Source organism: Mycobacterium sp. ABE4_509 (assembly GCF_056160785.1).
On record NZ_JBSWXU010000099.1, the window covers coordinates 1 to 20,641 of the forward strand.

Here is a 20,641-nt window from a genome sequence, read left to right on the forward strand (position 1 = left end):
ACGGCTGGATACCGGCCAACACCGCATCAACTACCACCACCGCCCCGAACGGCTGCTGCGCCCGCCCGACGCGCCGGCACCGGAGCAGGACGAGGCCGGGCCAGCCGACCCTGACGACACCGGTGACGACACCGAGCCCGACGACCGACCCACCGATCAACCGCTGGACTCCCAACCCGCCGACCACCCCGGCCAACCCGGCGGACCCGCACCACCCGGGGATCAAGCGGCGTGAATGCCGCGGGGCGCAGACACGACAGGGCGGACGCTGAAGATTGCAGCGGGCCGCGACTCGGCTTGGCCGACCGACAGAAAAACCCCGGGCGAGGGCCGGGGCAATCTGTCACCGATGACGCGACTCAGGTGTAGCCCATGACGCGACTCATCACAACGGTGGGCCCAAGGAGACAAATGTCGAACCCGGGTCATCGACTGTCCACGTCAGGGCGATGAATTGACTCGGTAGCTCGCGGGAGGAAATAGATACAAGCCGTTTGCCCGGCACGTGGCATGATAGTGGCATGAATCGCATACGGTTGAGCACCACTGTCGACGCCGCACTTCTGAGCAGTGCACGCGACGTGCGAACGGGAATCACTGACGCGGCTCTCATCGATGAGGCTCTCGGGGCGTTACTTGCTCGCCATCGATCGGCAGAGGTGGATGCGAGCTATGCGGCCTACGACACGCACCCGATTGATGAGCCCGACGAGTGGGGCGACCTAGCTTCGTGGCGGCAGGCAGCTGGTGACTCGTGAGGGCACTCCCCCTGCGCGGAGAAGTGTGGTGGTGCGAGATGGCCGAGGTCGGCCGACGTCCAGTTGTCGTGCTGTCGCGCGATGCGGCGATCCCTCGGCTTCGACGTGCGCTCGTCGCGCCGTGCACGACAACGGTCCGAGGGCTGGCCAGCGAGGTGATTCTCGAACCGGGTTCCGACCCCATCCCACGCCGTTGCGCGGTGAATCTCGATTCGGTCGAGAGCATCTCGGTCGGGATGTTGATCGATCGGCTTGGCCGCCTCGCCGACACCCGGATGCACGCAATCTGCTCGGCCCTCGAGGTCGCCGTCGACTGCTGCCGATGACGCACCCGATCAAAGACGCGATCGGGGTTCGATCCTGAAACCTCAGGTGTCTGAAAAGTGGAGCTAAGGGGATTCGAACCCCTGACCCCCACACTGCCAGTGTGGTGCGCTACCAACTGCGCCATAGCCCCTGAAGTTGTGCTCACCGAAGCTACACCAACAAGGGTTGACCTTCAAAATCGCTGGTCACGGCACCTCGCCGCAACCTTCGGGACCCAGCGGGCGTCCCTGGGTGGGCTGTGTGGACGACACCGGCCGGGTTTCCGGGGCAAAGATCCAGCCCACCGCGGCGGCGGCCAGGATGGCACCGCTGATCAGGAACGCCCAGCCGAACGACGTGTACTGGGCGATCAGGCCGACCAGCAGCGACCCGCCGATCGAGCCGACGTCCACCATCATCTGGAACGTCGCCACCGCGGTCCCGCCGCGCGACTTGTTGCCCACCACGTCGGCCACCGCGGCCTGCTGCGGCGCCACGAACACCCCGGTGGCCGCCCCGGCGACGTAGGCCGCGGCCAGGAACACCGGCAGCGACGTGGTGTAGCCCACCCACGCTGTCGACACCGCGGCGAGCGTCAACCCGGCGATCAGCAGTTTGCGCCGGCCGATCCGGTCCGACAGATACCCGCTCGGGATGACGACCGAGATGTTTCCCAGCGCGAACGCGGTCAGCGCCAGTCCGGCCACCCCGGGACTGCGCCCCAGGACCTCGACGACGAACAGCGGCACCAGCGCCATCCGCAGCCCGAACGACGCCCACCCGGTGGCGAAATTGGAGAACAGCGCCGCCCGGTAGGCCCCGTGCCGCAGCACGGTGCGCACCGACACCGTCTCGCCGGACCGATCATCGGCCGCCACCACGGCGGAGTTGCGCAGACTGACGAACACCACCGCCGCGGCCACCAGCAGCGCGGTGCCGTAGATGAGGAACGGCGCCGACAACCCCAGCCCGATCGTCAGGGTGCCCAGAATCGGGCCGGCGACCGAACCGATCATGAACCCGGACGAGAACAGCCCGGCGACCCGGCCGCGGGCGCCCGGCGGGGAGATCCGGATCATCAGGCCCAGTGAGGACACGGTGAACATCGCCGAGCCAAGCCCGCCCAGCGAGCGGAACAGCAGCAGCTGCCAGTAGGTCTGGGCGAACGCGCACGCCCCGGTCGACAGGGCCACGATCAGCAGTCCGCTGAGGTAGATCCGCCGCTCCCCCAGCCGCTGCACGAGCAACCCGGCCGGGGGTGCGCCCGCCAGCCGCATCACCGCGAACGCGGTGATCACGAACGTCGCCGCGCTGATGCTGACCCCGAAGTGCCGCGCGTACTGCGGCAGCACCGGCGCCACGACGCCGTAGCCCAGCGCCACCACCACGTTGGCGACCACCAGCACCCATACCTCGCGGGGCAGCCGCTCGGAAGTCGGCGCCGGGGCCGGACAGTCGCCCTCGACGGGCCCCGTCACGTGTCGCCCAGGCTCAACGGCTGACCAGCCTCACGAGATCACCTTGCTCACCACGTCGCGCGCCGCGTCCTGCACCTGCGCGAGATGTTCGGGCCCCTTGAACGACTCGGCGTAGATCTTGTAGACGTCCTCGGTGCCCGACGGGCGCGCGGCGAACCAGGCGTTCTCGGTGGTCACCTTCAGCCCGCCCAGCGGGGCGCCGTTGCCCGGCGCGCTGGTCAGTTTGGCGGTGATCGGTTCGCCGGCCAGCTCGGTCGCGGTGACCTGCTCGGGTGAGAGCTTGGCCAGCCGGGCCTTCTGCTCCCGGTCGGCCGGGGCATCGATGCGGGCGTAGGTGGGCGAGCCGTACCGGTCGGCCAGTTCGGCGTAGCGCTGCGACGGGGTCGAGCCGGTGACCGCCAGGATCTCCGAGGCCAGCAGCGCCAGGATGATGCCGTCCTTGTCGGTGGTCCACACGGTGCCGTCGGTGCGCAGGAACGACGCCCCGGCGCTCTCCTCGCCGCCGAAGCCGATGGTGCCGCCGATCAGCCCGTCGACGAACCACTTGAACCCGACCGGAACCTCGACCAGCTTGCGGTCCAGCCCGGTCACCACCCGGTCGATGATCGACGAGCTGACCGCGGTCTTGCCGACCGCCGTATCGGCGGCCCACTGCTCACGGTGCGCGAACAGGTAGTCGATGGCCACGGCCAGATAGTGGTTCGGGTTCATCAGACCGCCGTCGGGGGTGACGATGCCGTGCCGGTCGGAGTCGGCGTCGTTGCCGGTGGCGATCTGGTAGCTGCCGGCATCGCCGATCACCTTGTGGACCAGCGCAGCCATCGCGTTCGGCGAGCTGCAGTCCATCCGGATCTTGCCGTCGGTATCCAGCGTCATGAACCGCCACGTCGCGTCGACCAGCGGATTGACCACCGTCAGCTCCAGGTCGTACCGCTCGGCGATCGCGGCCCAGTAGTCGACGCTGGCGCCGCCGAGTGGATCGGCCCCGATGCGGATGCCCTCGGCGCGGATGGCGTGGATGTCGACGACGTTGGGCAGGTCCGCGACGTACAGGTCGAGGTAGTCGTGGCGTTGAGTGGTGCCCAGCGCCCGGGCCAGCGGCACCCGTTTGACCGCCTTGAGGCCGCCCGCGAGGATCTCGTTGGCCCGCTTGGCGATGGCGCCGGTGGCGTCGGTGTCGGCCGGGCCGCCGTTGGGCGGGTTGTATTTGAAGCCGCCGTCGCGCGGCGGGTTGTGCGAGGGGGTGACCACGATCCCGTCGGCCAGGCCGGCGTCGCGGCCCCGGTTGAAGGTCAGGATGGCGTGGCTGACCGCCGGGGTCGGGGTGTAGCGGTCCGCCGAATCGATCATCGCGACAACGTCGTTGGCGGCCAGCACCTCCAGTGCCGAGGCCCACGCCGGTTCGGACAGCGCGTGGGTGTCCCGGCCGATGAACAGCGGGCCGGTGATGCCCTGGGCGGCGCGGTACTCGACGATCGCCTGGGTGGTGGCCAGGATGTGGGCCTCGTTGAAGGCCGCGTCCAGACTGGACCCGCGATGCCCGGAGGTGCCGAAGGCCACCTGCTGGTCGACATCGTCGGGGTCCGGGATGACGGTGTAGTAGGCCGTCACCACCTGGGCCACATCGATGAGATCGTCGGGTTGGGCCGGTTGACCGGCTCGTGGGTTCGCCGCCATGGTGTCGATTCTGCTACGTCGGGCACGCTCGGAGAACACGGGAGCCCATCGTCTGTGCATACTCTTCGTTGATGGCTGTTGACCGGCGAGAACTGGCCGCGGTGTTCGCGGGCGGCGCGCTGGGTACGTTGGCGCGGGTCGGTCTGGAGAAGCTGGCCGCGCCGGACCCCGGCAGCTGGCCGTGGCCGACGTTCACCGCCAACATCGTCGGCGCGTTCCTGCTCGGATTCTTCGTCACCCGCCTGCTCGAGCGGCTGCCGCTGTCGAGTTACCGGCGCCCGTTCCTGGGCACCGGGCTGTGCGGTGGCCTGACCACGTTCTCCACCATGCAGGTGGAGACCCTCGGGATGGTCGAGCACGGCCACCACGGTCTGGCCGCCGGATATCTGGCGGCCAGCGTGGTGCTCGGCATGCTTGCGGTCTACCTCGCGTCGGCGTGGGTGCGCCGGGTCCGGGTGCGCCGATGACCGAGGCGCTGACCTGGATCGGTGTGCTGGTGTGCGGCGGCCTGGGCTCGCTGCTGCGGTTCACGGTGGACAAGGCGGTGTCGCAGCGGGCCAGACGGGCCTTCCCGTTCGGCACCCTGGCGGTCAACATCAGCGGTGCGCTGCTGCTGGGCTTCGTGACGAGCCTCGCGCTGAACCCGCATGTCGCGTTGCTGGCCGGGACGTCGTTCGTCGGCGCGTACACCACGTTCTCCACCTGGATGCTGGAGACCCATCGCCTCGCCGAGGAACGTCAGGTCGCCGCGGCGGTGGCCAACATCGTGGTCAGCCTGGTGCTGGGCATCGCCGCAGCGCTGCTGGGCCAGACGATCGCGGGGCTGCTATGAGCGCACGTCAGGAGCAGGGCGAAATCCTCACGCTGAGTGTCTATTTCGCCGAGCGGGAGCGCCGCAACGGCCGTTTTCTGGCCGAGGAACTGCTGGACCTCTACGACGAGCGCGCCGTGGCCACCAGCGTCATGTTGCGCGGCATCGCCAGCTTCGGACCCGCGCACGTCGAACGCAGCACCCAGTCGCTGACGCTCTCGGAGGATCCGCCGGTGACCATCACCGCGGTCGACACCCCGGGCCGGATCCTGCCGCTGGCCGGCGAGGTGGCGGGGATGACCGGGCGCGGCGTGATCACCCTGGAACGGGGCCGCCTGGTGCCCACTCTCGGCGCCGAACACGTCGGCGACTCGGTGCGGCTGTCGCTGTACCTGGGCCGCCGGCAGCGCGTCGCCGGCGCACCCGCCTACGTCGCCGTCTGCGAGGTGCTGCACCGCCTCGGATTCTTCTCCGCCGAAACCTTTCTCGGTGTCGACGGGACGGTGTCGGGCCAGCGCCGCAGAGCCCGGTTCCTCAGCGGCAACGCCGATGTGCCGCTGATGGTGGTCGGCCTCGGCCAGGCCGATCAGGCCACCGCGGCGATCGGCGAACTGCACGGGCTGCTCGCCGACCCGCTGTTCACCGTCGAGCGCATCGTGGTGTGCAAGAACGACGGCCAGACCCTGGCCGACCCGTGTGCCATGTCCGGCGCCTACCTGAAGCTGACCGTGCGCACCGACGAGGACAGCCGCCACGACGGCCTGCCGATCCACCGGGCGCTGATCCGCAGGCTGATGGACTCCGAGCACGCCCATGGCGCGACGGTGCTGCGGGCGCTGTGGGGTTTCCACGGAGCGCAACGCCCCCACGGCGACCGGTTCCTCCAGCTGGCTCGCCATGTACCGGTGAGCACCGTGATCATCGACACCCCGGAGAACATCGCGGCGAGTTTCCCGATCGTCGACGAACTCACCGCCGACGACGGCCTGGTCACCTGCGAAGTCATCCCGGCGATGCTCGCGCTGAACAACGGCCGCAACATCGGTGACCTTCGGTTGGAATAGCCGACCCGGGTACCTGGTAAGCGTAGCCTTACTTTAGTTTGGGGTGTAACCTGCTGCCGCATGGAGACGCCAACGCCACCTGACGTCAGCGCCGCGCTGCAGGAGATCCTGCGCGACGACCTGCAGGTCGACCTGAGCCGCGTGACCCGCGATTCCCGCCTCGTCGAGGACGTCGGCCTGGACTCGGTCGCGTTCGCGATCGGCGTGGTGGCCATCGAGGACAAGATCGGCGTGGCGCTGACCGCCGAGGATCTGCTGACCTGCAACACCGTCGGCGAACTCGAGTCGGCGATCGCGGCGAAGGCCCCGGCCGGCCGGTGAGTGCGCTTGCGGCCGCATCGTCGCAGGCGATGACGGAGTCGGAACACGACCTGGTGATCCTCGATCCGGTCGACGGATGGACCCGCCACCCGTGGCCGGAGGTGCACGCGCGCGCCGAGAACATCGCCGAGCGCCTCCTCAACGGACCACCCGGAGCGGTCGGTGTGGTCGGCGACCCGACCGTGGAGGTCGTCGCGGCGATCCAGGGAATCCAGCTCGCCGGCCGCTCACTGTCGATACTGCCCGGCCCCATCCGCGGCGCCGACGAGCGGCAATGGGCCCGGGCCACCGCCGAACGCTTCGCGGGCATCGGCGTCAGCCAGGTGCTCTCGTCGGGAACACAGCTGGAACTGTTGCGCGCCAACGGGCCCGGGTTGATCACCCACGAGCTCGCCGAGGCCGGCCACCCGCGGCGCTCCACGACACTCACCCCGCAAGCCGCACCGGACCCGACCCCGGCCGTGCTGCAGGGCACCGCCGGCTCCACCGGCACCCCGCGCACGGCGATGCTCTCCCCCGAAGCGGTCGCGAACAACGTTTCGGCGCTGCTGGCACACACCCGCACCGATCCCGCCGTCGACATCGGGATGACCTGGCTACCCCTCTATCACGACATGGGGCTGACCTTCCTGCTCACCGGCTTCGTCTCCGGCGCCGAGATGTGGCTGGCGCCGACCTCGGCGTTCGCCGCCTCCCCGTTCCGGTGGCTGTCCTGGCTTTCGGAGAGCTCGGCGAGCCTCACCGCCGCCCCGAATTTCGCGTATTCGGTGATCGGCCGGTACGCCCGCCGGGTACCCGATGTCGACCTGGGCCGACTGCGGTTCGCCATCAACGGCGGCGAGCCGATCGACTGCGAAGGCCTGCAGGTCTTCCTCACCGAACTGTCCCGCTTCGGGCTCGACCCGCATGCCGCCGCACCGTCCTACGGCATGGCCGAGGCGACCTGCGCGGTGACCGCGCCCAGCCCCGGCGAGGGCCTGCTGGTCGATGAGATCGTCGACCCGGCAAGCGATTCGGTGAACAGGCACGCCGTACTGGGCAATCCCGTTCCGGGAATGGAGCTGCGCATCACGCCGAGCGGACAGATCGCGGAAAGCACCTCGGGACACCGCGAGATCGGCGAGATCGAGATCCGCGGCACCTCGATGATGGCGGGCTACCTCGGCCAGCAGCCGCTCAGCGACGACGAATGGTTCCGCACCGGCGATCTGGGTTACCTCACCGACGCCGGGCTCGTCGTATGCGGCCGGGTCAAGGAACTCATCACCGTCGCCGGACGCAACATCTTCCCCAGCGAGGTCGAACGCGTCGCCGCCCAGGTGCGCGGGGTGCGCGACGGCGCCGTCGTGGCGGTCGGCACCGACGGCGACTCGGCCCGGCAGGGTCTGGTCGTTGCCGCCGAGTTCCGCGGTCCTGACGAGGCCGGCGCCCGCAACGAAGTGGTGCAACGGATCGCCTCGCAGTGCGGCGTGGTACCCGCCGACGTCGTGTTCCTCGCCCCCGGATCCCTGCCGCGAACCTCGTCGGGCAAGTTGCGCCGGCTGGAGGTCAAACAAAACCTGGAGGTCGCGCACGCATGACCACATCACTGGGATCACCGGACACCGAAGTCGAGACATACCGGGAACTGCTCAGCCGGGTGTTCGACGAGACGATGACCGACTGGACCGACGATGCCGAATCCTGCGAGAGATTCCCCCGCAGAATCATCGAGCATCTGGGGGCCCGCGGCGTCTTCCGCGACAAGTGGGGCCCCGCCGGGGGCGGGCAGCAACCGGATGTCGCCAAGCTGATCGAGCTGGCTTTCAGCCTGGGCCGGCTCGGTTCCGCCGGCATCGGTGTCGGGGTCAGCCTGCACGATTCGGCGATCGCGATCCTGCGGCGGTTCGGCAAGTCCGACCACCTCAAAGCCGTCTGCGAACAGGCCATCGCCGGCGAGGCCGTGCTCTGCATCGGCGCCTCCGAGGAGTCGGGCGGCTCCGATCTGCAGATCGTCGAGACCGTAGTCCGCTCTGCAGGTGACGGTTTCGCCATCCAGGGCGTGAAGAAGTTCGTGTCGCTCTCCCCAATCGCCGATCACGTCATCGTGGTCGCCCGCGGCGCCGACCGGGACCCGACCAACCGGCACGGCAACGTGCTGGTCATCGCCGTCCCGACCACGCAGGTCTCGGTGCAGACGCCGTACCGAAAAGTCGGCGCCGGCCCGCTCGACACCGCGGCCGTGCATATCGACACCTGGGTGCCCGCCGACCACATGGTCGCGCGCGCCGGCACCGGACTGGCGGCGATCTCGTGGGGCCTTGCCCACGAGCGCATGTCGATCGCCGGGCAGGTCGCGTCATCGTGTCAACGGGTGCTGGGCGTGACCCACGCACGCATGATGCAGCGCCGCCAGTTCGGGTCGACCCTGTTCGAACACCAGGCGCTGCGGATGCGGATGGCCGATCTGCAGGCGCGGGTGGATCTGCTGCGCCACGGGTTGCACGGCATCGCCGCCCAGGGCCGGCTGGACCTGCGGGCCGCCGCGGCGGTGAAGGTCACCGCGGCCAGGCTCGGCGAGGAAGTGCTCTCCGAATGCATGCACATCTTCGGCGGCGCCGGCTATCTGGTCGACGAGACCCCGCTGGGACGCTGGTGGCGCGACATGAAGCTGGCCCGGGTGGGCGGCGGCACCGACGAGGTGCTCTGGGAACTGGTCGCCGCCGCGATGAAACCCGACTACGACGGGTACGACGCGTTGATCGGCCCGCCGACCGACTGACCCGGGTTCAACCGTCGACCGGCCGGTTCAGCGCATAAAGTGCCATCCGGCGGTTGGCCATTTGATGCTCGCCAAGGAACTCGCAGCGGGCGTACTCGCACAGCCGCCGCGCGCCGGTGTTGCGGTGGTCCGGGTCGAACATGATCCGCCGGCACCGGGGCTCGACCTCGAACAGGTGGGCGGCCAGGCGCGGCAGCAGCAGCGGCCCGATCCCGCGGTTGACGATGCCGAGGTCGGCGATCGCGGCGTGCAGCCCGAGGTCGTAGGGGTCGGCGTCGTAGCGAGGCGCGATGGAGTCCTTGGCGGCGCGATAGACCTCGATGTAGCCGTGCGGCTCCCCGTTCAGTCTCCCGATGAAGGGCCGGGAGTACTCGCCGGCGAGTTGCGCCTGCAGATAGCCCCGCCACCAGCTCACCGGCCGGTCGTACTCCCAGGTCTGCGCCAGGTGCGGCCGGTTCATCCACTCCGCGATCATGTCCGCGTCGCGCTGCGGGTCGACCGGCGTCACCGAGAAGGGATCGCTCAGCTGCGGAGTGGGCGGAGCCGGTACGGCGCGGACCTCGTCACTGAGATCGGTGAGTTCACGAGCCAGGATCGGCAGCACATCAGTCATCGTGTTCGCAGAGCCTACCGGAGCCAGATGAGGGTAGGTTTACCTACCTTGCCCGCCGGTCACATCAGCAGCGCGACTCCCGTGACCACCAGCGCGATCACCTTGACGACCTCGAGGCCGACGTAGCCGAGATGTGCCCGCGAGCGCGGTCCCTCGGCCCCGGCCAACACCTGATCCGAACGGCGCGTCAGCGCCGGCCGGACCGCCACCAGCTGCCCCACCAGCATCGTCGACGCGACGACGGCGGACCCGACGGCCAGCGGTGCGACACCGCCGGCCAACACCCCGATCAGGACCGCCGCGGCCAGCACCACCTCGCAGCCGTTGAGAGCGCGGAACACCAGCCGTCCGATGCCCAGCCCGATCTGCAGCGTCACCCCCGGTGCGCGGAACTTCAACGGCGCCTCGAGAAAAGAGATCGCCAGCACCATCCCCAGCCACACGAACGTCGCAGCGGTTCCGACGGCGGCGGCAGCGGTCATGGCCTGCACGCTAGTGCCGGGCGGCCGGCTGGACCGGATCCTTCTTGCCGAAGGGCAGCAGATGCACGATCGCGACCACCACAGCACCGACCAGCAGGCCGATCACCGCGGAGGCCGCGGTGTTGACCAGCCAGGCCAACACGCCGCCGACACCGGCGACGTGGTGAACCAACTCCTCGCCGTGGTGAACCAGGGCGTAGGGGCCGTGCCAGCCGAGCTCATCGGTTCCCACCAACAGGATGTGACCGCCGACCCACAACATCGCCACCGTGCCCACGACCGCCAGCGAGGACAGCAGCCTGGGCATCCCCGCGACGAGGCCGCGGCCGAGCTTCTTGGCGAACGCCGAGGATCGTTGGGCAAGGCGCAGACCGACATCGTCCATCTTGACGATGCCCGCGACCACGCCGTAGACCACCGCGGTGATCACTACCGCCACGATCAACAGGATGATCAGGCGCGGGAAGAACGACTGTTCGGCAACCTCGTTCAGCGCGATGACCATGATTTCGGCCGACAGGATGAAGTCGGTCCGCACCGCGCCGGTGACCATGAACCGTTCCGCATCCGGCCCGACCGCGGCGGCGGGCACCGCATGCCCGCTGTGGCCAGTGATCTTCGCCCACACCTTCTCGGCGCCCTCGTAGCACAGATAGGTGGCGCCGAGCATCAGGATCGGGGTCAGCAGCCACGGAGCGAACTGGCTGAGCAGCATGATCGCGGGCAGGATGAACACGATCTTGTTGCGCAGCGAGCCGATGGCGATCTTCTTGATGATCGGCAACTCGCGCTCGGCGGCGATGCCGTGGACGTACTGCGGGGTCACCGCCGTGTCGTCGATGACCACACCGGCGGCCTTGGCGGTCGCCCGACCGGCGGCCGCGCCGATGTCATCGACCGAGGCGGCGGCCAACCGTGCCAGCGCCGCGACATCGTCGAGAAGTGCGAACAAACCCGCGCTCATCGCGCCACCGTCATCGCAACAGCGGTCATGGCTGTCTAAGGTACCCGGCTGGCGTCAGCTCGGGGCGGTCGGAGCCGCAGCCCCGGCCCCAGACCGATGGCAGCCAACCGCCGTCACGACGCCTGATCGGGCACCCACTGCGGCCACCAGCGCTGCCGACATCACCACCGTCCCCACCATCACCTCCGCGGTGGCCACCCTGCTGGCGATGATCAGCATGATTCTGAAAATGATTGTCGCCGCGGAGATTCCGTTGACAAGCAGATCATACGGCAGGAACTGTCGCGCATGTCCTCGTAGGTGGCGGCGGCGCCGGCGAGGTAGCTCGTCGGCTGTCTCAGGCGATGCTCTTGTGCATGTGCACCGTGGTGCCCGCGGGCAGCGATTCGATCGTGACGTCCTGCATCAGCGCTCGCATCAGCTCCAGGCCCCGCCCCCGGTGCCGGGACGGGACCGGGGGCGGCGTCTTCCACGAACCGGTGTCGGCGATCGTCACGTAGACCTGGTCGGCCACCACCACCGCCTGCAGCCGGACGACCCCGTCCGGGTCGTCCCGGTGACCGTGCTCGATGGCGTTGGCCAGCGCCTCGCCCACCGCGATCAGCACGTCGAGGGCGGCGTCGACGCCCGCCCCGGAGACGTCCAACCAGTGCCGCAACACCCGCCGGCTCTCGGCGAGCTCCGCGACGTCGGCGGCCAGCACCAGCTCGAACGGCGCGGGCTGGCGGTACAGCAGCACGGCGACGTCGTCGCGGTAGCCCTCCTCGGGCGCAAGGGTGGTCATCACCAGGTCGGCCAGTTCGTCGAGCGGGGCACCGCGATGAGCGAGCACCAGATCGGCGGTCCGGGTGATGCCGGCGTCGATGGACTCCCGGCGACGTTCGACCAGCCCGTCGGTGTAGAGCAGCAGCGTCGCCCCGGGCGGCAGGACCTCGCGCAGCTCCGGCCGCCCACCGTCGTGGGCCACCCCCAGCGGGGTGGCGCGGGCCCCCTCGAGCAGCCCGACGCTGCGGTCGGCGTACACCAGGATCGGCGGCGGATGGCCGGCGCAGGAGTAGACGATCTCCCCCGCTCCGGGGTCGAGCACCGCACAGAACGCCGTCGTGCAGCGCGCCCCCGGCAGCCGCACCGCGAACCGGTCGAGCGCCGAGAGCACCGCGGCCGGACTGGGCGACTCGAGCAGCAGCGCGCGGCAGGCGCTGCGCAGCTGTCCCATCACGGTGGCCGCTTCCAGCCCGTGCCCGACGACATCACCCACGATCAGCCCGATCCGGCCGTCGTCGAGATCGACGACGTCGTACCAGTCGCCGCCGACCTGCAGCGGCCGGGTCGCGGGCTGGTAGCGGACTGCGAACCCGCCGGAGGCCGCCGGACCGAGGATCGCGTGCTGCAGGGCCAGCGCGGTCTCGCGTTGCTGGTCGATCTGGTGGACCCGCTGCAGCCCCTGGCCGAGGCGGCCGGCCAGCACCGTGAGCAGTGTGTGCTCCTCGGCGGTGAACCGCCGCTGTTCGAACGACTCGAGGTGGATGACCAGCACGCCGCGGGGATGCTGCAGTGCGATACCGGCCACCCCTGGTCTCGGGGTGTCGGGATCGAGCAGGTCGCGGTCGCGCAGGGCGGTGATCTCGGCCCGGCTCCGCGCTGCCAGATCGTCCCAGCCGGCGGTCTCCCCGACGCACACCAGCGACGGTGCCGGACTGTCTGCGGTGTCCGCGGTGGGCCACGTCGCGGCCACCACCCGGCGGGCCGTGAACACCGCGCGGAGCCGCTCGGCGGCGGCCAGCACGGCGTCACCGAGCGTATCGGCCTGGGACAGCTTCTCGTTCAGCGCGGCCAGCGCGGTCTCGCGCACCACGACGAAGTGCTCGGCGGTCACGTCGCGCAACGTGCCGACGATGACTCTGCGACCGGTGTCAGGATCCTCGGCGTGGGTGAACGCCGCAGTGACCCAGAGCCGGTGTCCGTCGCGGTGGGTCACCGGGACCGCGGTCAACGAGCCGTGCGGCTGCCCGGTCATCGCCGAGAGCGCCTGTCGCACTTGCTCATGCGCCTCACGATCGCTGTCGACCGAAGGCCACCAGGGGTACTGCGGCCCGTAGGGCAGCCCGGCCTCGTCGTATCCGAGCATGTCGGTGAAGGTGGCGTTGATCTCGATGACGGCACCGTGTTCGTCGCAGACGAACAACGCCTCCTGCAGCGAGTCGACCAGCGCGGTCCGCCACCGGGCATGGTGGTCGCGCACGCGTGCCAGCTCGATGTTGGTGCGCACCCTGGCCAACAGCTCCGCCGCGGCGAACGGTTTGACCAGGTAGTCGTCGGCGCCGGCGCGCAGCCCGGTGACCGATTCGTCCGGTCCGGCCCGCGCCGACAACAACAGCACCGGCAGCGTGGCGGTGCGCCGGTCGCCACGCAACGCCGACAGCAGCGCCAGACCGTCCATTTCGGGCATCATCACGTCACTGATCAGCAGATCCGGTGGGTTGACCCGGACCGCTTCGAGTGCCTCGCGACCGTTGGTGACGGCCTCGACCGCGTAGCCGTCGGAGCGCAACAGCCGCGTCAGGTAGTCCCGCATGTCGGTGTTGTCCTCGGCGATCACCACCCGCATCGCCGCCGAAGCCGAGTCGTTCGCCGAAACCGTCGCCAGCAGCGCTGTCTCAGGCTGGGGTTCGCCCGGCGCCCACCGAAGTGCCTCCTGGACATAGGCGTCGGCACCGCCGGCCGCCCGCCGCGGCACGGGTGTCGGTTCGATCGCATCCGGCGGAAGGTGCCCGGCGCCGACCGGCAGCCGGATCGTGAACGTCGTGCCCACCCCTTCGGCGCTGTCGGCCACGATGGTGCCCCCGTGCAGACCCACCAGTTCCTTCACCAGCGCCAGCCCGATGCCGCTGCCCTCGTGCGAGCGCGACGCGACGTTGGCGACCCGGTGGAACCGTTCGAACAGCCGGGGCATCTCCGCGGCGGGCACCCCGACGCCGGTGTCGGCGACGACGACCTCCACCCCGTCGCCGGCGCTGCCCACCCGCACCGAGATCGTGCCGCTGAAGGTGAACTTCAACGCATTCGACAACAGGTTGAAGATCACCTTCTCCCACATATCCCGGTCGACATAGACCGGCCCGTCCAGCGGCTGCGCGTCGACGACCAGGGACAGACCGGCACGCTCGACAGCAGAGCGGAAGACGCTGGCCAGCTCGGCGGTGAGGTCCCCGAGGTCGACGGGGTGGTACCTGGCCTGGGCCCGGCCGGCTTCGATGCGGGCGAAGTCGAGCAGCGCGTTGACCAGTTTCGTCAGCCGTAATCCGTTGCGCCAGATGATGTCCAAGTCACGACGGGCCGCGGGGTCGAGGGTGTCGTCTTTCCTCAGCTCGGAAACCGGGTCCAGGATCAGGGTCAGCGGGGTGCGGAACTCGTGGCTGATGTTGGAGAAGAACGCGGTCTTGGCCCGGTCCAGTTCGGCCAGCTCCTCGGCCCGCAACTGCTGGCTGCGGTAGCTGCGGGCCAGCCCGATGTCGGCGGCGATGCGCGCCGCCAGCAGCGACAGGAACCCGCGGTACACCTCGTCCAGCGGCCGGTAGCGGTTCAGCCCGGCCACCAGGAAGCCGGCGGGCGGCTCACCCTGCTGCAGCAGCGGCACGACCAGCGCATGGGTCGGACATTCCCGCCAATACCCTTTGGGCAGATCGGGATACGTGCCGCTGTCGAGTTCGACGAGGATCGATTCGCCACGGCGGGGCTGCGTGAGTGGCCAGAGCCCGCCGTCGTCGGTCAGCGTCTCCCCGGCGACCGGATGCGGCCCGGCGAACCCGCTCGAACCGGCCAACCGCGCCACGCCGTCTCCGGCGAACAGATAGGTCAGCGTGAAGGGCAGGTCACGGGCGTTGCGGGCCAGCTGACCGTCGGCATAGGCCACGATCTCCGCCTCGGTGCGCACCACGCTGGGATCGGAGCTCAGATCCCGCAGGGTTTCCATCCGCCGTTCGCCGATCACCTGTGTGGTGTCTTCACTGACGACGCACAGCAGCCCCACGACAGCGCCGTCGTCGTCTCGCAGCGGGCTGTAGGAGAAGGTGTGGTAGGTCTCCTCCGGATATCCCGAACGCTCCAGGAACAGCAGCAGCGAAACGTCCCAGGTGGCCTCCCCGGTCGACATCACGTGGCCGATGCGGTGGGCGACCTCCTCCCAGACCTCCGGCCACACCTCCCGGAACGGCTTGCCCAGCGCCCACGGGTACTTGCGTCCCATGGTGTCCCGGCGATACGCGTCGTTGCAGAAGAACGTCAGCTCGGGCCCCCAGGCCATCCAGATCGAGAACCGCGACGACAAGACGATGCTCACCGCGGTCTGCAGGCTCTGCGGCCAATCCTCGACCGGGCCCAGCGGCGTCGCCGCCCAGTCCACCTGCGCGTGGTCACGTCCCACGTCGCCGCCGACCGCGAAGAAGGCGGGCAGCGAGGTGCTTTCACCGTCCCCGGCGGTCACCCGGGGCCAGACGTCAGGGCATCGGCCACACTCGGGTAGGGCCGCAGAACGCTGTCGAGCTTAGTGACCTCGATGGGCCGAACCACTTCGGCGTTGCTGGCGACGACCCGCACGTTGACCCCGCCGGCGCGGCCCTGCTCATAGCAGCCGAGCACGGCGTTGAGGCCCGCGCTGCCGAAGTAGGTGACGTCGTCGAGGTCGATCACCAACATCTTCTCCGGCGCCGCCCCCGCGGCGGCCAGCGCGGAGTCGAGCACAGTGGTCAGCGATTCGACTGTGCCCGAATCGACTTCCCCCCTGGTGCGGACGACCACCGCGCTCTCGCCCACGTCCTGCGTTACGTCGAGCAGACCCACGATCCTCCGATTGTCATGGCCTTTCCCGTCACCTGCCGATTCGCTGATGCACAGACAACAGGAGATGATCCAGCTGCCCGCGCAGCTCGTCGGATCGGTAGTCCACCGACCCGAGTTCGGCAACCAACTGGGCCGCCAGGGCCCGAAGTTTGGTGTTCGTGTGTTGTGAGCGCCACTGCAGCAGCGCGAACGCCTGATCGGCGTCGATACGGTAGGCCAGCATCAACGCACCCTTGGCCTGTTCGATGTCGGCGCGCGCGGCGAACAGCTCCGGCAGGGATTCGTCGAGCACATCACGGCGGGCCCGGTCCAGCGTCCCGGTCAGGTCGACGTAGAACCCCTCGGTGCCCACCACCGCCCCGGAATCGTCGTAGATACGGTCGGCGATCACGATGACGCTGTGCTCACCTCCGGCCGTGTCAAGGAACCGGTGCCGGCTGGAGAACGACCCGCCGTGGTGCAACGCGTGATCCAGCAGCTCCTGGACGTGTCTGCGGTCGTCGGGGTGCTGATGGGAGAGCAGCAGCTCTGTACTGGGGGTGACGGCACCGGGCTCGTAACCGTGCATCCTGGCCAGCTCGTCGGACCACTCCCAGCGCTGCCCCACGAACCAGAAGCGGAAGCCGGCGGCGTGCACCTCGGCCGTCGAGGAGACGGCGTCACCGCCCTGGGCGGCGTGGGCTCGAAGCGCATCCGGCATTGCCGCATTATTCCACCCTTGGCCGTCTCGCAAACAGAATCGAGCGGCGCACCGGCCTTGGTTGGCCGGCAACCACCCCTGGTGTTCACGCCACCGCGGTAGCATCCGTGCGATGCGGCGCGTGGCCTTCTTGCTCGTCGTGGTGCTGATGCTGATGCCCATCGGCTGCTCGTCTTCGCAGCCACCCGCCGCGACCAGCCCACCCGAAACCCCGGCGAGGGCCCCGGCACCGCCACCGCCACCGGCCCCAAGCCGGGAGCTGGCCGCCGACCCCGCCCAGATCGCCGACGATCTGGTCGCCGACGAAAACGCGCTGCGCGACCCGGCCACCCCGGAGAGCGTGCTGGCCGCCGCCGCACACCGGCAGCAGGCGGCCTACCGCACGCTCGGACGTCATCCCGACTGGGACCCGGTCACCCGCCCGCGCATCCCGGCACCGCTGCTGGAGACCTTCGACCGCAACATCGACGCGCGCCGGCAACTGGCGGCCATGAGCCGGCCCAGGGACACGCTGCCGGCCTGGCGCATCGTCGCGCCGCCGCCGGCCGAGGAACTGATGGCCTACTACCGAGAAGCCGAGGCGGCCTCGGGTGTGCCCTGGAACTATCTGGCGGCGATCAACCTGATCGAGACCGCTTTCGGGCGGGTGGCCGGCGTCAGCACCGCCGGGGCGCAGGGGCCCATGCAGTTCATGCCCTCGACGTTCGCCGCATACGGGGCAGGCGGCGACATCTTCGATACGCGTGACTCCATCATGGCGGCCGGCCGGTACCTGGCGGCCAACGGCTTCGCCCACGACCGCGACCACGCCCTGTACCGGTACAACAATTCGAACCAGTACGTCGCCGCGGTCCACGACTACGCCGCGGTGATCGCCGCCCACCCCACCGCATTCGCCGGCTATCACCGGTGGGACGTCTACTACAAGACGACAGCCGGGGACATTCTGCTGCCCGTCGGCTACGCCCAGACGGAGCCGGTCCCCGTCGCCGAGTATCTGGCGCGCTACCACCCGGCCGCCGCGGAGGTGCGGATGTCGGCGCAGAGCGCAGCGATCCTGGAGCGCCTGCTGGCCGTCAGCCGCGACTCCGCCGGGGCGGACCCGCAACAGCGCTCCGAGATCCTGTCCCGGCAGTTCCTCGGCACGCCGTACGGCGCCCACACCCTGATCGGCTCGGCGACCGAACCCGAGCAGCTGGTCGTCGAGCTGGCCAGGGTCGACTGCTTCACCCTGGCCGACTACGTCGAAGCGCTAAAACGGGCCGAGAACCGCGACCAGTTCCTCGACGCGTTGATCGAGGTCCGCTACAAGGACGGGATAGTCGACTTCGCGAACCGCAGACACTTCTTCACCGACTGGTCGCAGGCAGCGCCCGCGGTCGCCACCGACGTCACCGCCACCGTGAGCCCGCAGGCCGTCCCGGTCGTCAAGAACCTCAACCAGAAGGACTCCGGCGGGCTCTACCTGCCAGGTCTGCCGGTGGTGGAACGGACGGTGACCTACATTCCGAGCCGCCACGTCGACGACGGGGTGCTCAGCCGGCTGCGCACCGGTGACTACATCGGCGCCTACGCCGAAGACGGCGGGCTCGACGTCACCCACGTCGGCCTCGTCGTCGACGGTCCCGCCGGACCGGTCGTCCGCAACGCGTCGTCGTTGAACTCCGACCAGCAGGTGGTGGACAGCCCCTTGCTCGACTACGTGTCCACCGTGCCGGGAATCGTGGTGCTGCGCCCCGTCCGGTGAGCGCGGGGCGGGTCGGGTCCGGCGGCAAGGTGAGCTTCGACCACAGAGCCACGGGGTACAGTGACGACCGACGAGAAGCTAAGTGAACGCTTGGGAGTGCTCGAATGGCTGCGGCGACACCGACCCGCGAACGGTTGATGAGTGCGGCCATGCAGCTGTTCAGCTCGAAAGGATATGAGGCCACCAGTGTCTCGCAGATCGAAGCCGCTGCAGGGCTAGCCGCCGGGTCGGGCGCCCTCTACCACCACTTCAAGTCCAAGGAAGCGCTTCTCAACGCCGGAATCGACCGGCAGCTCGACCGCCGCCAGGCGATGCGCGACGTGCGGGCGCTGTTCGCCGGGCTCGGCGACCTCCGCGCCGAGCTGACCGTGCTGGGCCGCTACCTGCTGACCGTGGTCGACGAAGAGATCGAGATCCTGCAGATCGCCGCGCGCACCCCGGCAGGCCATTCGGCACACCTCGACACCGCCTACGCCGCGCTGGTGGACAGCCTCAACGCGGAGTTGTCCGACTGGATCACCGCCTGGGCACCGAAGATGTCCGACGAGGAGTGCACGGTGCTCGCCGCGCTCGGCATCAACGGCATCCTCGGGGCACGGCTGGCCACCACGCTGTACTCCCAGCGCGAACCGCGGGTGCCCGACGACCGCTACCTCGCCGAGTGGACCGCACTGCTGGCCACCCGGATCGAAGGGAACGGCTAGAGACGTCGCGAGCGCGCCCTCTCGGTGCGGGCGGTTGCAGAACCCCTGGGAACAGAAAGGGCATCCATGCGTGTAGTTGCCTTCGCGCCGTCACTGAGAGCGGTCGCGCAGGAGTCCGGCGGCGTCATCGCCGAGGGCTTTCCGATGACCAGTTGCTACGTCGACAGCTTCCCCGCCCAGATCACCGTCCCCATCGTGGTTTCGGTCTGCACAGCCGGAGGCAGCGAATACGACCCCCGCCGCTACATCGTGGCCACCACCCCGGACGGCGAGCGGGTGGGCGCGCTGGAGTTCTCCTGGAACTGGCCGGACAATCCGCCTGTTCCGGTGAAGTTCCGGGTTTTCGCCCACCACCTGCCGATGCGCGTGCCGTCACCGGGTGTCTACACGCTCGGGTTGTTCGACAGCGCCGAGGCCACCGAGACCGAACACCTGTTTCCCCTCCCGGTCCTCAAGCGCAATCCGCTCACCCGGCAGGCCGGCGGCGCCTAGCACCCACACCGCCCGCGCTCCCCCGAACCCGAACTGTCCGCACGAGAAGTGCACTCCACCAGACGACTTCGTGTGCACCACGGTGACCTCACACCACAACGACCGGCCGGCGCCCCGGACGCTCCGCCCCGGCCACCCGTCGCGGCACACCCCACCCCGGCACCGCAGCGATCCGGGTAAACCCGACCGGCTCGGGCCGGCTTCAGGCCAGAATCGACGGATGCGTTTCGGAAACTTCCTCGCCCCCTTCCACCCCGTGGGACAGAACCCCACCCTGGCCATCGAGCGCGACCTGGACCTGATCGTGGCGATGGACCGCCTCGGTTTCCACGAAGCGTGGATCGGCGAACACCACTCGGCCGGGTTCGAGATCATCGCCTCCCCCGAGGTCGTCATCGGCGTCGCCGCCGAACGCACCAAACACATCAAGCTCGGAACCGGCGTGAGTTCGCTGCCCTATCACCACCCGTTGATGCTGGCCGACCGCATGGTGCTGCTCGACCACCTGACCCGCGGCCGGGTGATGCTCGGCTGCGGACCGGGCCAACTCACCTCGGATGCGCACATGCTCGGCATCCCCGCCGACGAGCAACGACCACGCATGGAGCAGTGCCTGGACGCCATCATGCGACTGCTGCGCGGCGAGACCGTCACGATGCACACCGACGGCTTCACCTTGCAGGACGCGCGCCTGCAGCTGAAGCCCTACAGCGAACCGTGTTTCGACGTCGCGGTGGCCGCCTCGTTCTCCCCGACCGGGCCGCGCGGCGCCGGACGGCACGGTGTCGGCATGCTCTCGATCGCCGCCACCGCCAAGCAGGGCATGGACATGCTGGCTCAGCACTGGGCGACGTGGCAGGAGGTCGCCGCCGAGCACGGCCACGTCGCCGACCGGTCGAAGTGGCGGCTCGTCGGCCCGATGCA

Annotated in this window: 18 protein-coding genes, 1 tRNA gene and 4 pseudogenes; 14 read left to right on the top strand and 9 right to left on the bottom strand. The window is 69.4% G+C overall.

Going from position 1 to position 20,641, the window contains the following annotated elements:
• From ACXAID_RS19230 to ACXAID_RS19240, 3 genes and pseudogenes are all read left to right on the top strand, one after another.
• A pseudogene (locus tag ACXAID_RS19230) lies at nt 1-235 on the top strand (HNH endonuclease signature motif containing protein); the annotation flags it as partial.
• 262 nt (nt 236-497) lie between these two features.
• Nucleotides 498-758: pseudogene (locus tag ACXAID_RS19235) on the top strand (type II toxin-antitoxin system antitoxin MazE5); the annotation flags it as partial.
• Entirely contained in the window at nt 755-1,084 is a 330-nt protein-coding gene (locus tag ACXAID_RS19240) for a type II toxin-antitoxin system PemK/MazF family toxin (protein WP_475023807.1), read from the top strand. The pseudogene ACXAID_RS19235 and the gene ACXAID_RS19240, both read left to right, overlap by 4 nt.
• Before the next feature lie 58 nt (nt 1,085-1,142).
• Here ACXAID_RS19240 and ACXAID_RS19245 read toward each other — a convergent pair.
• The 3 genes from ACXAID_RS19245 to pgm all read right to left on the bottom strand — a co-directional run bounded on the left by ACXAID_RS19245 (nt 1,143) and on the right by pgm (nt 4,219).
• A tRNA-Ala gene (locus ACXAID_RS19245) sits at nt 1,143-1,215 on the bottom strand.
• 55 nt (nt 1,216-1,270) lie between these two features.
• Entirely contained in the window at nt 1,271-2,542 is a 1,272-nt protein-coding gene (locus tag ACXAID_RS19250) for an MFS transporter (RefSeq protein WP_475023808.1), read from the bottom strand.
• Nucleotides 2,543-2,572: 30 nt separating this feature from the next.
• Nucleotides 2,573-4,219, bottom strand: coding sequence for a phosphoglucomutase (alpha-D-glucose-1,6-bisphosphate-dependent) (pgm, locus tag ACXAID_RS19255; RefSeq protein WP_475023809.1), 1,647 nt, complete (start codon nt 4,217-4,219; stop codon nt 2,573-2,575).
• Between the two features lie 71 nt (nt 4,220-4,290).
• On the opposite strand from pgm, the gene crcB (ACXAID_RS19260) reads away from it, so the two are divergent.
• Genes crcB (ACXAID_RS19260) through mbtN form a run of 6 tightly spaced genes read left to right on the top strand, consistent with a single transcriptional unit; the run spans nt 4,291 to nt 9,176 of the window.
• Nucleotides 4,291-4,686, top strand: a complete 396-nt coding sequence (gene crcB, locus ACXAID_RS19260; RefSeq protein ID WP_475023810.1) for a fluoride efflux transporter CrcB — start codon at nt 4,291-4,293, stop codon at nt 4,684-4,686.
• Nucleotides 4,683-5,051: a fluoride efflux transporter CrcB gene (crcB, locus tag ACXAID_RS19265; protein WP_475023811.1), complete on the top strand. Its 369-nt coding sequence runs from the start codon at nt 4,683-4,685 to the stop codon at nt 5,049-5,051. The genes crcB (ACXAID_RS19260) and crcB (ACXAID_RS19265) overlap by 4 nt, the downstream gene beginning before the upstream one ends.
• On the top strand, nt 5,048-6,094 hold the full coding sequence (locus ACXAID_RS19270; protein ID WP_475023812.1) for a DUF190 domain-containing protein: 1,047 nt from the start codon (nt 5,048-5,050) through the stop codon (nt 6,092-6,094). The genes crcB (ACXAID_RS19265) and ACXAID_RS19270 overlap by 4 nt, the downstream gene beginning before the upstream one ends.
• A gap of 60 nt (nt 6,095-6,154) precedes the next feature.
• The gene (locus tag ACXAID_RS19275) at nt 6,155-6,415 is read left to right on the top strand and encodes an acyl carrier protein (protein ID WP_475023813.1); all 261 of its coding nucleotides are present in this window, start codon (nt 6,155-6,157) and stop codon (nt 6,413-6,415) included.
• On the top strand, nt 6,412-7,995 hold the full coding sequence (mbtM, locus tag ACXAID_RS19280; protein ID WP_475023814.1) for a long-chain-fatty acid--ACP ligase MbtM: 1,584 nt from the start codon (nt 6,412-6,414) through the stop codon (nt 7,993-7,995). The genes ACXAID_RS19275 and mbtM overlap by 4 nt, the downstream gene beginning before the upstream one ends.
• Entirely contained in the window at nt 7,992-9,176 is a 1,185-nt protein-coding gene (gene mbtN / locus ACXAID_RS19285) for a mycobactin biosynthesis acyl-ACP dehydrogenase MbtN (protein ID WP_475023815.1), read from the top strand. The genes mbtM and mbtN overlap by 4 nt, the downstream gene beginning before the upstream one ends.
• A 7-nt stretch (nt 9,177-9,183) precedes the next feature.
• Here the strand turns inward: mbtN and ACXAID_RS19290 are convergent, their stop codons facing one another.
• From ACXAID_RS19290 to ACXAID_RS19315, 6 genes are all read right to left on the bottom strand, one after another.
• The gene (locus ACXAID_RS19290; protein ID WP_475023816.1) at nt 9,184-9,789 is read right to left on the bottom strand and encodes a GNAT family N-acetyltransferase; all 606 of its coding nucleotides are present in this window, start codon (nt 9,787-9,789) and stop codon (nt 9,184-9,186) included.
• A gap of 59 nt (nt 9,790-9,848) precedes the next feature.
• Nucleotides 9,849-10,271, bottom strand: a complete 423-nt coding sequence (locus tag ACXAID_RS19295) for a hypothetical protein (protein ID WP_475023817.1) — start codon at nt 10,269-10,271, stop codon at nt 9,849-9,851.
• A 10-nt stretch (nt 10,272-10,281) separates the two neighbouring features.
• Nucleotides 10,282-11,235 carry a DUF808 domain-containing protein gene (locus ACXAID_RS19300; RefSeq protein WP_475023818.1) on the bottom strand — a complete coding sequence of 318 codons (954 nt, stop codon included), beginning with the start codon at nt 11,233-11,235 and terminating at the stop codon, nt 10,282-10,284.
• A gap of 337 nt (nt 11,236-11,572) precedes the next feature.
• The gene (locus ACXAID_RS19305; protein ID WP_475023819.1) at nt 11,573-15,718 is read right to left on the bottom strand and encodes a SpoIIE family protein phosphatase; all 4,146 of its coding nucleotides are present in this window, start codon (nt 15,716-15,718) and stop codon (nt 11,573-11,575) included.
• Nucleotides 15,715-16,074, bottom strand: a complete 360-nt coding sequence (locus tag ACXAID_RS19310) for an STAS domain-containing protein (protein ID WP_475023820.1) — start codon at nt 16,072-16,074, stop codon at nt 15,715-15,717. Before ACXAID_RS19310 ends, ACXAID_RS19305 begins: the two co-directional genes overlap by 4 nt.
• Before the next feature lie 28 nt (nt 16,075-16,102).
• Nucleotides 16,103-16,774 carry a PAS and ANTAR domain-containing protein gene (locus ACXAID_RS19315; RefSeq protein ID WP_475023821.1) on the bottom strand — a complete coding sequence of 224 codons (672 nt, stop codon included), beginning with the start codon at nt 16,772-16,774 and terminating at the stop codon, nt 16,103-16,105.
• 112 nt (nt 16,775-16,886) lie between these two features.
• On the opposite strand from ACXAID_RS19315, the pseudogene ACXAID_RS19320 reads away from it, so the two are divergent.
• From ACXAID_RS19320 to ACXAID_RS19340, 5 genes and pseudogenes are all read left to right on the top strand, one after another.
• Nucleotides 16,887-17,789, top strand: a pseudogene (locus ACXAID_RS19320) (lytic transglycosylase domain-containing protein); the annotation flags it as partial.
• Nucleotides 17,790-17,909: 120 nt separating this feature from the next.
• Nucleotides 17,910-18,521 (top strand): annotated as a pseudogene (locus tag ACXAID_RS19325) (DUF1460 domain-containing protein); the annotation flags it as partial.
• A gap of 104 nt (nt 18,522-18,625) precedes the next feature.
• The gene (locus tag ACXAID_RS19330) at nt 18,626-19,225 is read left to right on the top strand and encodes a TetR/AcrR family transcriptional regulator (RefSeq protein WP_475023822.1); all 600 of its coding nucleotides are present in this window, start codon (nt 18,626-18,628) and stop codon (nt 19,223-19,225) included.
• Between the two features lie 66 nt (nt 19,226-19,291).
• Nucleotides 19,292-19,717, top strand: coding sequence for a hypothetical protein (locus ACXAID_RS19335; RefSeq protein ID WP_475023823.1), 426 nt, complete (start codon nt 19,292-19,294; stop codon nt 19,715-19,717).
• A 220-nt stretch (nt 19,718-19,937) separates the two neighbouring features.
• Nucleotides 19,938-20,641, top strand: a 704-nt coding sequence (locus tag ACXAID_RS19340; protein ID WP_475023824.1) for an LLM class flavin-dependent oxidoreductase, incomplete at its 3' end; no start/stop codon positions are given.

Excerpts from the sequence above, each read along its gene's own strand:
- pgm (WP_475023809.1), bottom strand. The coding sequence starts at position 4,219 with ATGGCGGCGAACCCACGAGCCGGTCAACCGGCCCAACCCGACGATCTC.
- crcB (WP_475023810.1), top strand. The coding sequence starts at position 4,291 with ATGGCTGTTGACCGGCGAGAACTGGCCGCGGTGTTCGCGGGCGGCGCG.
- crcB (WP_475023811.1), top strand. The coding sequence starts at position 4,683 with ATGACCGAGGCGCTGACCTGGATCGGTGTGCTGGTGTGCGGCGGCCTG.
- ACXAID_RS19270 (WP_475023812.1), top strand. The coding sequence starts at position 5,048 with ATGAGCGCACGTCAGGAGCAGGGCGAAATCCTCACGCTGAGTGTCTAT.
- ACXAID_RS19275 (WP_475023813.1), top strand. The coding sequence starts at position 6,155 with ATGGAGACGCCAACGCCACCTGACGTCAGCGCCGCGCTGCAGGAGATC.
- mbtN (WP_475023815.1), top strand. The coding sequence starts at position 7,992 with ATGACCACATCACTGGGATCACCGGACACCGAAGTCGAGACATACCGG.
- ACXAID_RS19290 (WP_475023816.1), bottom strand. The coding sequence starts at position 9,789 with ATGACTGATGTGCTGCCGATCCTGGCTCGTGAACTCACCGATCTCAGT.
- ACXAID_RS19295 (WP_475023817.1), bottom strand. The coding sequence starts at position 10,271 with ATGACCGCTGCCGCCGCCGTCGGAACCGCTGCGACGTTCGTGTGGCTG.
- ACXAID_RS19300 (WP_475023818.1), bottom strand. The coding sequence starts at position 11,235 with ATGAGCGCGGGTTTGTTCGCACTTCTCGACGATGTCGCGGCGCTGGCA.
- ACXAID_RS19315 (WP_475023821.1), bottom strand. The coding sequence starts at position 16,774 with ATGCCGGATGCGCTTCGAGCCCACGCCGCCCAGGGCGGTGACGCCGTC.
- ACXAID_RS19330 (WP_475023822.1), top strand. The coding sequence starts at position 18,626 with ATGGCTGCGGCGACACCGACCCGCGAACGGTTGATGAGTGCGGCCATG.
- ACXAID_RS19335 (WP_475023823.1), top strand. The coding sequence starts at position 19,292 with ATGCGTGTAGTTGCCTTCGCGCCGTCACTGAGAGCGGTCGCGCAGGAG.